A 12798-nucleotide genomic window follows, 5' to 3' on the forward strand; every position below is an offset into this window, starting at 1 on the left:
TTTTTTGTGAGCGAACTCATTCGCGTACCTGACATCGGCAGCGGTGAAGGTGAAGTAATCGAGCTGTTTGTGAAGGTCGGCGACACCGTCGAAGCCGACCAGAGCATCCTGACCCTGGAGTCGGACAAGGCGAGCATGGAAATTCCTGCTCCCAAGGCCGGCGTGGTCAAGAGCCTGAAGGTCAAGCTGGGCGACCGCCTGAAAGAAGGCGACGAACTGCTGGAACTGGAAATCGAAGGCGCCGCTGATGCAGCCCCTGCGGCGGCTCCGGCTCCGGCTGCCGCTGCTGAACCTGCGCCTGCCGCTGAAAAACCTGCTGCCGAGGCCCCAGCGGCCCCGGCTGCTGCACCTGCCGCCGCCACCGTCCAGGACATTCACGTCCCGGACATCGGCTCGTCGGGGAAGGCCAAGATCATCGAGCTGCTGGTCAAGGTCGGCGACACCGTCGAAGCCGATCAGTCGCTGATCACCCTGGAGTCCGACAAGGCCTCCATGGAAATCCCTTCGCCGGCTGCCGGCGTAGTGGAAAGCATCGCGGTCAAGCTGGAAGACGAAGTCGGCACCGGTGACTTCATCCTCAAGCTGAAAGTACAAGGCGCTGCCCCGGCCGCCGCTCCAGCACCGGCGGCTGCTCCGGCTGCCAAGCCTGAAGCCGCTCCGGCCGCTGCTGCCCCGGCACCTGCTGCAAAAGCCGAGGCCACACCGGCCCCTGCTGCTGCCGCACCTGCGCCAAGCGGTGCCAAGGTGCACGCCGGCCCTGCCGTGCGTCAGTTGGCCCGCGAGTTCGGCGTCGAGCTGAGCGCCGTCTCGGCCAGCGGCCCGCACGGTCGTGTGCTGAAGGAAGACGTGCAGGCTTACGTCAAAGCCATGATGCAAAAGGCCAAGGAAGCACCGGCTGCCGGCGCGACGGGCGGCTCGGGCATTCCGCCGATCCGTACCGTGGATTTCAGCCGCTTCGGCGAAACCGAAGAAGTGCCGATGACCCGCCTGATGCAAATCGGCGCGGCCGGCCTGCACGCCAGCTGGCTGAACATCCCGCACGTGACTCAGTTCGACCAGGCCGACATCACCGACCTGGAAGCTTTCCGCGTTGCGCAGAAAGCCGTGGCCGAGAAGGCCGGCGTGAAGCTGACCGTGCTGCCACTGCTGCTCAAGTCCTGCGCGCACCTGCTCAAGGAACTGCCAGACTTCAACAGCTCGCTGGCGCCAAGCGGCAAGGCGATCATTCGCAAGAAGTACGTCAACATCGGCTTTGCCGTCGACACTCCGGATGGCCTGCTGGTACCGGTCATCAAGAACGTCGACCAGAAGAGCCTGCTGCAACTCGCTGGCGAAGCGGCTGCGCTGGCTGCCAAGGCCCGCGACAAGAAGCTCACCCCGGATGACATGCAGGGCGCCTGCTTCACTATCTCCAGCCTCGGGCACATTGGCGGCACTGGCTTCACGCCAATCGTCAACGCGCCGGAAGTGGCGATCCTGGGTGTTTCCAAGGCCACCATCCAGCCTGTGTGGGACGGTAAAGCGTTCCAGCCCAAGCTGATGCTGCCACTGTCGCTGTCCTACGATCACCGTGTGATCAACGGCGCCGCCGCGGCACGCTTCACCCAGCGCCTGAGCCAGTTGCTGAACGACATCCGTACCATCCTGCTGTAAACCGCAGGGCCTTCCTTGTACTGGGAAGGCCCCGCCGCACCGATTTCCGAGCGCCACGCTCGTACCTCAACCCCGCCGCTTGGCGGGGCTTTTTTTTGTGCGCTCGGTGTACGCACAGAACAGGCTTGTACACCTTCTGTCACTTCGATTGCAGAAATCCCCCGCACGGCCGATAACTGCCTTATAGCACTTAGCCTTCATCCTCTCTTGTCAGTGCGTGCCGCATGATGCAACCTTGCCGCAGGCGACAGTAAAGAGGGCGTGAGCCGGGCGCCACGCGCATTTTCCCAAGCGAGTTTCCCCATGAAAAGCCAACCCGATGTCGCCCGTATGGCGGCCGAGGTAGTGACGCAATTACCGGTGCCTTCGCGCCTCGGTATGCTGCGTTTCGAGCGGCTTAATGAGGCAAGCTGGGCCCTGCTGTACCTCGATCCCAATTGCGAGCGCCAGTTCGGCCTGCCAGCTGTGGAGCTCTGCGCGCTGATCGGCACGCCCTACGCCAGCCTGATGGAGCCCCAGGCCCGCTATCAGCTGCACGACGCAATCCAGCAGCAACTGACCCACAGCCCCCATTACCTGGTGCGCTATACCCTGCACACCCATGACGGCCCGATGAGCCTGCTGGAAATGGGCGAGGCCTACAAACAACACAACCGCCATCTGCTGCGCGGCTACCTGATGGTGGTCGACGGGCTGTTCAGCGATACCACCGCGCCCGCCCCGACCGCTGACCTGGAAAACCAGAACAGCCGCCTGCAGATCGCCCTGGAACTCAACCAGCGCGCGCAGCAGGAACAGTTGCAACACCTGGAACGGGTGCGCGCCCAGCAGGAGCTGATCCTGCTGCTGGCCCGACAGCGCTACACCACGCCCAATTCGCTGCAAGAAGCCGCTGAGCTGATCACCCGTAGCGCGTGCGACATTTACCAGATCGACTGCGCCAGCATCTGGCACCTCGAAGGCCAACATCTGGTGCCTATCTCGGCGTACCACCGCGCCGACCAACAGCACCGCCTGCCCCAAGCCATCGACGCCAGCGGTTTCCCGGATTATCTGGAAGCCCTGCACTCCAGCCGCGCCATCGACGCCACCCATGCCCAACGTGACCCGCGCACCCGGGAAATGGCCGAAAGCCTGCGCGCCAACGATATCCACGCGATGCTCGACGCCAGTATTCGTGTCGACGGCCAGGTCGTCGGCGTGCTGTGCCTGGAACAAAGCGGCAGCTCACGTGCCTGGCAGTCCGATGAAATCGCGTTTGCCGGCGAGCTGGCAGACCAGTTCGCGCAAGTCATCAACAACCACAACCGCCGTACCGCCACCAGCGCCCTGCACCTGTTCCAGCGTGCTGTGGAACAAAGCGCCAATGCCTTTCTGCTGGTCAATTGCGACGGCGTGGTGGAGTACGTCAACCCCAGCTTCACCGCAATTACCCAATACAGCGCGGAAGAAGTCCACGGCCATCGCCTGGCGCAACTGCCGGCCCTGGAAAATCTCAGTGAGTTGCTGTTCGACGCGCCGTCGGCCCTGGCCAAAAGCAACAGCTGGCAAGGCGAGTTCAAAAGCCGGCGCAAGAACCTGGAGCCCTACTGGGGCCAGTTGTCGATTTCCAAGGTGTATGGCGATAACCGCGAGCTGACCCACTACATCGGCATCTACGAAGACATCACCCAGACCAAGCTGGCGCAACAGCGCATCGAGCGTCTGGCCTACACCGACAACCTGACCAACCTGGGCAACCGACCGGCGTTCATCCGTAACCTCGACGAACGCTTTGCCCGCGACAGCGACAGCCCGATCAGCCTGCTGCTGGTGGACATCGACAACTTCAAGCGCATCAACGACAGCCTCGGCCACCAGACCGGCGACAAGTTGCTGATCAGCCTGGCCCGCCGTTTGCGCAATAGCTTGAGCAGCGGTGGCAGCCTGGCACGCTTTGCCAGTAACGAGTTCGCAGTGCTGTTGGATGATTCCGACCTGGAGACCGGCCAGCAGGTCGCCAGCCAGTTGCTGGCCACGCTCGACAAGCCGATGTTCGTCGACAACCAGTTGATCAGCGTCACCGGCTCCGTGGGCCTGGCCTGCGCGCCGCTGCATGGCCGCGACCCGCAGACGCTGATGCGTAACGCAGGGCTGGCGCTGCACAAGGCCAAGGCCAACGGCAAACACCAGGTGCAAGTGTTTACCGAAGCGTTGAATGCCGAAGCCAGCTACAAGCTGTTCGTGGAAAACAACCTGCGTCGCGCCCTGACCCAGAACGAGCTGGACGTGTTCTACCAGCCCAAACTGTGCCTGCGCAGCGGCCGTCTGCTGGGCATGGAAGCGCTGTTGCGCTGGAACCACCCGGAAAAGGGCATGATCCGCCCCGACCAGTTCATCAGCGTGGCCGAAGAGACCGGGTTGATCATTCCGATCGGCAAATGGATCGCCCGCCAGGCGTGCCGCATGAGCAGGCAGTTGAGCGCCGCCGGCATGGGCAATTTGCAGGTGGCGATCAACCTGTCGCCCAAGCAATTTTCCGATCCGGACCTGGTGACCTCGATTGCCACCATCCTCAAGGAAGAACAGCTACCGGCCAACCTGCTGGAGCTGGAGCTGACCGAGGGTTTGCTGCTGGAAGCCACCGAAGACACGCGCCTGCAACTGGACCAGTTGAAAAGCTTTGGCCTGACCCTGGCCATGGACGATTTCGGCACCGGTTACTCGTCGCTGAGCTACTTGAAAAAATTCCCCATCGACATCATTAAGATTGATCGCAGCTTTATCCACGAGATCCCGGATAACCAGGACGACATGGAAATCACCTCGGCAGTGATCGCCATGGCTCACAACCTCAAGCTCAAGGTGGTGGCCGAAGGCATCGAGACAGCCGAACAGTTGGCGTTCCTGCGCAGACACCGCTGCGATGTCGGCCAGGGCTACCTGTTCGACCGACCGATCCCCGGTGCAGAGCTGCTGACAATGCTTAAACGCTACCCGCGCGGGCCAATCGCCTGACAGCGCTGTAACACTCGGGCACACTGACTGTCTGACAATTTACTGTTACTCAACCTGACGAGAGGACTGATCATGGTCTTGCGCTCGGAAATTCTGGTGAACAAAAACGTGCTGCCTACTCAAGAACAAGCTTTGCCTGGCCGTGAAACCCCGATGAAGTTGCCGGAAACGCACTTCGTCAACGGCAACCCGCTGCTGGGTCCGTTTATTGATGATGTCGGTTTTGCGATCTTCGGCCTGGGTTGTTTCTGGGGCGCTGAACGTAAATTCTGGGAACGCGACGGCGTGGTCAGCACGGTGGTCGGCTATGCCGGCGGTTTCACGCCGAACCCGACCTACGAAGAAGTCTGCTCAGGCCTGACCGGCCACAGCGAAGTGGTGCTGGTGGTGTATGACCAGGCCAAGCTCAAGTATGAAGACCTGTTGAAGATGTTCTGGGAACTGCATAACCCGACCCAGGGCATGCGCCAGGGCAATGATATTGGCAGCCAATACCGCTCGGTGATTTATGCCACCACGCCTGAACAACTGGCGGCGGCCAAAACCAGTGCCGAGGCTTATCAGCAAGAGCTGAACAAGGCCGGCCTGGGTGAGATCACCACGGAAATCGAAGAAGCACCGACGGTGTACTTTGCCGAGGCGTATCACCAGCAGTACCTGGCGAAGAACCCGCAGGGTTACTGCGGGATCGGCGGCACAGGCGTGACCTGCCCGATCTAAGGTCAACATAGAACCAAATGTGGGAGGGGGCTTGCTCCCGATTGCGGTGTGTCAGTTACAGAAGTACTGACTGACACTCAGCAATCGGGAGCAAGCCCCCTCCCACATTTAGTTTTGTGTGTGGCCTGAGCGCTGACTATTCAGCGATAAGCCAATCCATCTGCCAGCCACCTTGGGTCTGGCCAAGCTTCTTGGACAGCCACGGCAGCAACTCACGCAACTCCTCTTCCAGACCCCACGGCGGGTTGGCAATCGCCAGGCCCGAGCCGGTCAGGGTGTTGGGCGTGTCCAGTGGATGCACCAGCAGTTCCACCCGCAGCAACTTCGGCGCACCGGTACCGGCCAGGTCCTGGTAGAAGCGGCGCAACATGCGCTGGTCCTTCACCGGGTACCAGATCGCCGCGACCGTCTGGCGCATGCGGCTGACGGCTTCCTTGAGGGACGCCGCACAACGCTGCATTTCGTCGAGCTTCTCGAACGGCGGATCGATCAGCATCAACGCGCGTTTTTCCGGCACCGGCAACAGGGCACGCGGCACATGCCAGCCTTCGCCCAGATGCACTTTGACCCGGCGATCACCCTTCATATTGTCCTTGAGCAGCACGCCATCTTCGGGGTGCTTCTCGTTGAGCAGCACACGGTCCTGGGGACGCGTGAGGCGTCGCGCCAGCTCCGGCGAGCCCGGGTAGTAGCGCAACTGGCCGTCCGGGTTCATCTCGTGCAGCACGCGCATGTAGTCCGCGGTGAGCGGCGGCAGGTCGCTTGCGCCCCACAGGCGAGCGATGCCTTCCAGGTATTCACCGGTGCGGTTGGCCTGGTCGCCCTGCAAGTCGTACAGGCCAATGCCGGCATGGGTGTCGAGGTAGGCGAACGGCTGCTCCTTGCGCGACATCAGGGCGATGAGGCGGGTCAAGGTCAGGTGTTTGAAGACATCGGCATGGTTGCCGGCGTGAAAGGCGTGACGATAATTCATGGTTGCTCCTGCGCAGGGGGCGAAGTTTACCTTCTACCGGTGCAAAGGTGCAGGGCCGCATGGCGGGCGGTACGGATATCACGCGAGCCTCATGGGTTTAACTCAGTTGTACGCCAAGGTAGTCCGCCACCTCGGCATGGCTGATATCCGGCCTGCGTGCGAAGTAGGCGACCTTGTGCTGCAGGATCGTGGGTGTAAACGCAGTGTATAAGTCGGGACGCTGCTCCTGGAGCCATTGCAACAGGTTGTCGATCAGCACCTGGGGCGAGTGTTGCGCCAGGCTTGCCAACAATGGCGCCGGCACTCGCCACCAAGGGCTGGGTTTGGCCGCAGCCACCTGGCGGGGCGAGACTGCCAACGACTGTCCATTGATTAAGTAACGCTGGAATACCGACAGCACAGTTGCGGCATCGTCACCCAACTGCTGCAACATCGGCAAAAACTGCGCGCCATCCCAGAAGCGCAAAAATACCGGCTGATCTTCAGGCAGGTACACCTGGGTCAAACCCTTCAAGTGATCGATCACAACCTCCAACGGGCACGAAGACACCGCCAGCCAGCCCCAGTCCAAGGCCTGGGTGGTGGCTACCCAGTCGAGAAAAGCACTGCCAGGCTCGACAACGCCAACATAAGGCATCACCTCATTCCAATCGGCATAGGGCGTGCCCGCCCACACCGGTTGCGGCGGTGGTGCGACCGCCATGGTTTGCCAGGCTGCAAACGGCTTGGCCTCGCTGGTGTTGCCCATGACGACGTATAGCTGCTCATCAGGCTGCAACGGTTTTTGGGCCAGCCAGGCGCGGGGCGTCAAGGGTGAGGCCATCAGGGGAAACTCCGTGCGTGGGCGCTGATATCGCACTGCCCGTTTTTGCAGCGCTCACACTCTTCGCAAAACGGCGCACTGCGCTTGAGGCTGGCCACTTGCGCAGGGCTTAGCGGCGCGGGAATAACGGCCAACAATGTTTCCTTCACCCCCGGCATTAACGGCGGCGCCGCCGGAACAGGCGCGCCGCCCGGCTGGATTGGCACACTGCTGAATATCCCGCCCGCCGACAGCGTGATCGACTGCCCGCCCGCTTGAATCGTCACGCTGGCCCCCGCATCAATGACGATGCTTTGCCCAGCGCCCAATTGAATGGTCTGCCCGGCACGCATGTACTGCGAACCGCCGACCGCCAGATGATCATCCTGCTTGAGTTCAGTGAGGCGGTTGCCATGGGTGATGCGCCGCTCTTCACCCTGCAACTCATGGTGCGACTCGCCGCCCACCCGCACACGACGCTGGTTATCGACCTGCACCTGTTGGTCATTGAGCACATGCTGGGTCCAGTCCCGCTGGGCGCGCAGGTAGATTTCCTCGGCCCCCTTACGGTCTTCGATGCGCAGTTCGTTGTAGCCTCCACCGCCCGGGCTGCTCTGGCTACGCAGGATACTGCGGGTCTTGTCCGCCGGCAGGTCGAGGGGCATCGGCGTGGCGGCATTAGGCAGGCACCCCACCACCAGCGGCATATCCAAATCACCATTGACGAAGCCCACCAGCACCTCCATGCCGACCCTGGGGATCAGCACCACACCATAGCGGTCATGGGCCCAGCCGCTGGCCACCCGCAGCCAGCAACTGGAATGATCGTTGTGCTCGCCGATGCGATCCCACGCCATCTGCACCTTTACCCGTCCGTATTCGTCGCAATGGATCTCACTGCCAACCGGGCCAGTGACCACTGCGCTTTGGTAACCCGATATCGTCGGGCGCGGCTGCTCAGCCAAGGGCGGGCGAAAGATTGCATCCCACGGCGTGGCAACAAAGGTGTTGCCATACCCCTGACGAAACGCCCCGCCAACCACCTCGGTGACCGCTTCCTCCAGCACCTGGGGCTGTTTGCCTTCGTGGGTGACTTGGGTGACCAACCATAAGTCATTCCACTCCTCGCGCGGGTGCTCCCTCAATTGCAGGAACCTGCCGCCGGCCAAGGCCGGCTCGTCGCTTTGCCCCTGGGCGATGCGGTAGTCGCTGCGGTGCCGCTCCAGGCTACGCTGGGCGAGGTATTTGCCATGGGCCCGGTCGGAAAAATAGCCGGGGAACTGCTGCGCCTCAAGCTTGGGCAACTGCGCGTCGGCCGCCGTGCTTTGCAGCTCGAGGTGCGGTTTGCAAAAATCGTAATCGCGCAGATTGACCGCCGTGGTGCGGGTTGCCAATTGCAGTGTGAAACGCTTGATCGCCGGCGCCTGGGCAACCATGCCCGACCCAGGCCGGTACGGCGTGGGCTGATCGACCTGGGCAAATACCGTCTGGTCATCGCCAAACACCAGCAAATGAGCATCGGGGCAATGCTGAAAGTGATAGTGAATGCCGACTTCGGCACACAGACGTTGGATGAACGCCAGATCCGTCTCACCGAATTGCACGCAATACTCACGCTCAGGGTATTGACCGCTCAGCCGGAACTCAAAGCTGTCACTGTGGATGCCCTGCCCCGCCAACACCTGCGCAACGATCTGCGGCACCGTCTGATGCTGGAAAATCCGCTGATGACTGCTGTGCGCCAGATACGCCAGGTGCGGCGCCAGGCTGAGCTGGTAGCGTGTCAGGCGCCGTCCGGAATCGCCTTGGGCGACCCGGTACACCAGGCCATGCACACCATGGCCGCGGTCATCGAAACCCAGGTATACCTGACGATGCAGCAAGCTCTCCAGGTCGATATTCGGCTGCTCGCTGACCAGCTCAAGTTCGAAACGGTAAGGCTGGCTGATGGCCTCGGAGCCACTGAACTCATACACCTTGAGGTCACTGGGCGCCCCATCCAGGGCCAGGGTAAATGCACTTTGGTTGGCAGGAGCGAACATCCGGTGTTTCTCTGCGAAGGGTGGCAGCTGATTCTGCACCAGCTCGTAGCCGGCCTGAGCTTATGCCAGGTAAATCAGTAAGGTCCTACCACCGCCTTCATTTGATCTGGGAGGGGAGCCATGTGCTGAAGCCCCATTGCAGTAAAAATACACAGGTCTGACAGAATATTACGGCAGCCCAGTAGCCGGTTTCCCAAACACAAAAACACCACCCCGAAACGCCCCTCCATAACCACGACACCGTCCCATCACCTGTTTAAATTGCGCCGCCATGTTCATTCAAAAGGAATGTTTTCATGGCAGGCAATCGCCACGCTTCGAGCCAGTCACTGTTGGGGAATGTGTAATGCCCCAGCCCTACACCTTCATCAATGACCGGCAACAAACCTCTGTGGAGCTCAAGGCCAAATTACGTTTGGGCAAACAGGCCGAAACCAAGTTCGATGCGCTCAACACGCACATTCGCAATGTGGTGGTACTACCGGGTCAACTCGTCATTATCGGCGACGACACCACCGCAGCCTGCACCCTGGAAGAGTCACGCCTGATGCGAGCCGCCTGGGACATTCGCCATAGTGTGATGGCCGAAGGCGGGGATACCTTTGCACTGCACAACTATGATTTGCTGCAAAAACTGCTGGGGTATACCTCGCTGGGAATAGGCACGGCAGGTGATGCCTGGAGCAAGCATTTGCAAGACGTTGCAAAAACCCTGGAAGACATTGATGCCCTGCATAAACAGTCGCTACGCCGGGGCGGTGGTGCCGACAGAGATGAGTTTCTTGCACGACGCCGAACACTGTTTGCAAGGCTGGACGCCCAACTGCGTAGTTTTGCTCGTTATGGCACAGAGCTGCGCAATGAAGGCTCGATCAAAAAAATGCTGGGAATCTCAACCAGAAGCTATTTGCATACGGGGGAGATAAGCCGATATCAAGAGACCATCGCACGGATTTCGAAGACAGCGAAGCTGCTTAAAAACGGGACGCCGTTGGGGATAGCGTTGAGTACGACGGTGACAGCGCTGGAGATCAAGGAGGCATGCTCTACGGGGAGAGAGGAGAAGTGCAGGAAAGCGAAATATGTAGAGTTGGGAAAACTGAGCACAGGGGTTAGTGGAGGCTTAGCAGGTGGTTTTGGCGGCACAGCGCTGTGTATTTTTTTATTGGCTCCTAGTACTGGTCCAGGGGCTCTAGCCTGTATGTTGGTTGCCGGAGGTATCGGCGGTGCCGCAGGAGGGCATTTTGGCGGTGTGGCTGGCGAAAAGGTAGGTGAGTTTTTGTATGAGTATTGAGGAGTTCATGAATTGGCCTCCAATCATATTGGTCGCCATTAGCTCAATATCCGCAGCAATCGTCTCAAACATACTTATGTTCTTTTTGTGCTACCGAAAACTTGAGTCCATGGAAGCACTCCTGGACAGATGTCGCTTGGTCGCCTTCCACAGCAGTTATTTGAGAAATTCGCCAAGGGAAAGGATAGCGAGGCTTTGCGCAGTGTATTGCGTCATTGCGCTACCCCGATTCAATGCTTGGCGAGGCGTCGCTGACTTGGAGCAGGTGCGGGCCTTTCCACGTCAAACAAAGCTTCTGCTTCATCTAACGTTCCTTCTCTGCACGCTCGGCTTGTCAGGGATGGCCGCCGTCTCCTTTGGTTGACCCACTGAAGTAAAAAAGGCCCGCGACCATAGTGCGCGGGCCTTTTGTTCATCCTCCAAGCGCTCAGCGCCCAGCGAATTACTTGTTCAGGTTGTAGTCTTTTTCCGCAGCATCAAAACGCTCGACCATACCAACCGTCGGTGCGCCCATCTTGCTCACGAAGTAGATCGCCAGGCTGGCGAAGATGAAGCCTGGGATGATTTCGTACAGACCCAGCAGTTCAAAGTGCTTCCACACGATCACGGTGATCGCGCCGACCAGGATGCCGGCCAGTGCGCCGTTGCGGGTCATGTTTTTCCAGATCACCGAGATCAGCACCACAGGGCCGAACGCAGCGCCGAAACCGGCCCAGGCGTAGCTGACCAGGCCCAGCACGCGGTTTTCCGGGTTGGCGGCCATGGCGATGGCGATCAAGGCCACTACCAGCACCATGATCCGACCGACCCAAACCAGCTCAAGCTGGGAAGCGCCTTTACGCAGGAACGCCTTGTAGAAGTCTTCGGTCAGGGCGCTGGAGCACACCAGCAACTGGCAGCTCAAGGTACTCATCACCGCCGCGAGGATCGCCGACAGCAATACACCGGCAACCCATGGGTTGAACAGGATTTTGGCCAGTTCGATAAACACTCGCTCAGGGTTTTCAGTTACCGGGCCAGCCACTTCCGGATGCGCCGAGAAGTAAGCGATACCGAAGAAGCCCACTGCCACTGTGCCGCCCAGGCACAGGATCATCCAGGTCATGGAGATGCGACGTGCGTTGGCAATCGACTTCACCGAGTCGGCCGCCATGAAACGCGCCAGGATGTGCGGCTGGCCGAAGTAGCCCAGGCCCCAGCCCATCAGCGAGATGATGCCGATGAAGGTGGTGTTTTTCAGCATGTCGAAGTTGGTCGGGTCTTTGGCTTCGATGGCCAGGAACGTGGTGTCCACACCGCCGGTGGCCAGCAGCACGATGATCGGCGTCAGGATCAGCGCGAAGATCATCAGCGTGGCTTGTACGGTGTCGGTCCAGCTGACCGCCAGGAAACCACCGATAAAGGTGTAGGCAATCGTTGCCGCAGCACCGGCCCACAGCGCGGTCTCGTAGGACATGCCGAAGGTGCTTTCGAACAGGCGGGCACCGGCGACAATGCCGGAGGCGCAATAGATGGTGAAGAACACCAGGATCACCACTGCCGAGATGATCCGCAGCAGGCCGCTTTTATCTTCGAAGCGGCTGGAGAAGTAATCCGGCAGGGTCAGGGCGTCGCCGTTGTGTTCGGTCTGCACCCGCAGGCGGCCAGCCACGAACAACCAGTTGAGGTAAGCACCGGCGATCAGGCCGATGGCAATCCAGCTTTCCGACAGGCCGGACATGTAGATGGCGCCCGGCAGGCCCATCAACAACCAGCCGCTCATGTCGGAAGCACCGGCCGACAAAGCTGTCACCACGCTACCAAGGCTGCGACCGCCGAGGATGTAATCGGAAAGGTTGTTGGTGGAGCGATAGGCCATCAAGCCGATCAGCACCATTGCTGCGATGTAGATCACGAACGTGATCAGGGTTGGATTGCTAACGCTCATATGAGTGACGCCCTGGCTTTGTTTTTATGTAGCGACGGTCTGTCAGATCGCCACTGGTGGATAACCGAGTAGACGAGCCTGCTAGCCGCGCATTTATGACTGGCGTTTCCCCAGGAAAGCCGCCAGCCGATGAACCAAACCTTAGAGGTGGTTGCACCTTGGTGCGCGAATGCTATTCAACAAAGCAAATAAGGTGCAACCAGTTTCTTGCGAATAAGTTGCACCCAGGCGCGATTTAGGACAAACGCACTGTTTTTGCTCCTTTTCGGAGCAAGAACAGCCGATCTCAGAAGCAAATGCACCAATGCCAGGCGAATTTTGTCGAAGGCCAATTTTTTTCCGATCAACCGTCGAAAATTTCCTGAACAAAAGGGTTGCACCCGGTTGCAC

Annotated in this window: 8 protein-coding genes; 4 read left to right on the forward strand and 4 right to left on the reverse strand. The window is 60.0% G+C overall.

Annotated elements, in window-relative coordinates; translation table 11 throughout:
* Window positions 1-6 precede the first annotated feature (6 nt).
* From aceF to msrA, 3 genes are all read left to right on the forward strand, one after another.
* Entirely contained in the window at window positions 7-1653 is a 1647-nt protein-coding gene (aceF, locus tag E4O97_RS20230; protein ID WP_248162040.1) for a dihydrolipoyllysine-residue acetyltransferase, read from the forward strand.
* Window positions 1654-1956: 303 nt separating this feature from the next.
* A complete protein-coding gene (locus E4O97_RS20235) occupies window positions 1957-4650 on the forward strand; it encodes a GGDEF and EAL domain-containing protein (RefSeq protein WP_032878268.1) in 2694 nt (897 codons plus the stop codon).
* A gap of 72 nt (window positions 4651-4722) precedes the next feature.
* Window positions 4723-5370: a peptide-methionine (S)-S-oxide reductase MsrA gene (msrA, locus tag E4O97_RS20240; RefSeq protein WP_216090642.1), complete on the forward strand. Its 648-nt coding sequence runs from the start codon at window positions 4723-4725 to the stop codon at window positions 5368-5370.
* Between the two features lie 136 nt (window positions 5371-5506).
* Here msrA and rlmJ read toward each other — a convergent pair whose 3' ends face one another.
* The 3 genes from rlmJ to tssI form a co-directional block, all read right to left on the reverse strand.
* Window positions 5507-6343, reverse strand: coding sequence for a 23S rRNA (adenine(2030)-N(6))-methyltransferase RlmJ (gene rlmJ, locus E4O97_RS20245; RefSeq protein WP_005784124.1), 837 nt, complete (start codon window positions 6341-6343; stop codon window positions 5507-5509).
* Window positions 6344-6440: 97 nt separating this feature from the next.
* Window positions 6441-7166: a DUF4123 domain-containing protein gene (locus tag E4O97_RS20250; RefSeq protein WP_248162041.1), complete on the reverse strand. Its 726-nt coding sequence runs from the start codon at window positions 7164-7166 to the stop codon at window positions 6441-6443.
* On the reverse strand, window positions 7166-9187 hold the full coding sequence (gene tssI, locus E4O97_RS20255; RefSeq protein ID WP_248162043.1) for a type VI secretion system tip protein TssI/VgrG: 2022 nt from the start codon (window positions 9185-9187) through the stop codon (window positions 7166-7168). Before tssI ends, E4O97_RS20250 begins: the two co-directional genes overlap by 1 nt.
* 346 nt (window positions 9188-9533) lie before the next feature.
* Here tssI and E4O97_RS20260 point away from each other — a divergent pair, with 346 nt between their 5' ends.
* Complete coding sequence (locus E4O97_RS20260) at window positions 9534-10481, forward strand: hypothetical protein (RefSeq protein ID WP_248162046.1); 948 nt, start codon at window positions 9534-9536, stop codon at window positions 10479-10481.
* Window positions 10482-10923: 442 nt separating this feature from the next.
* Here the strand turns inward: E4O97_RS20260 and putP are convergent, their stop codons facing one another.
* A complete protein-coding gene (gene putP, locus E4O97_RS20265; RefSeq protein ID WP_005784119.1) occupies window positions 10924-12408 on the reverse strand; it encodes a sodium/proline symporter PutP in 1485 nt (494 codons plus the stop codon).
* Window positions 12409-12798 lie beyond the last annotated feature (390 nt).

This window comes from Pseudomonas sp. W15Feb34 (genome assembly GCF_023127765.1).
Lineage (GTDB): Bacteria > Pseudomonadota > Gammaproteobacteria > Pseudomonadales > Pseudomonadaceae > Aquipseudomonas > Aquipseudomonas synxantha_A.

Coding starts and splice junctions, on each gene's coding strand:
- E4O97_RS20260 (WP_248162046.1), top strand. CDS start 9,534: ATGCCCCAGCCCTACACCTTCATCAATGACCGGCAACAAACCTCTGTG.
- rlmJ (WP_005784124.1), bottom strand. CDS start 6,343: ATGAATTATCGTCACGCCTTTCACGCCGGCAACCATGCCGATGTCTTC.
- E4O97_RS20250 (WP_248162041.1), bottom strand. CDS start 7,166: ATGGCCTCACCCTTGACGCCCCGCGCCTGGCTGGCCCAAAAACCGTTG.
- putP (WP_005784119.1), bottom strand. CDS start 12,408: ATGAGCGTTAGCAATCCAACCCTGATCACGTTCGTGATCTACATCGCA.
- tssI (WP_248162043.1), bottom strand. CDS start 9,187: ATGTTCGCTCCTGCCAACCAAAGTGCATTTACCCTGGCCCTGGATGGG.
- msrA (WP_216090642.1), top strand. CDS start 4,723: ATGGTCTTGCGCTCGGAAATTCTGGTGAACAAAAACGTGCTGCCTACT.
- E4O97_RS20235 (WP_032878268.1), top strand. CDS start 1,957: ATGAAAAGCCAACCCGATGTCGCCCGTATGGCGGCCGAGGTAGTGACG.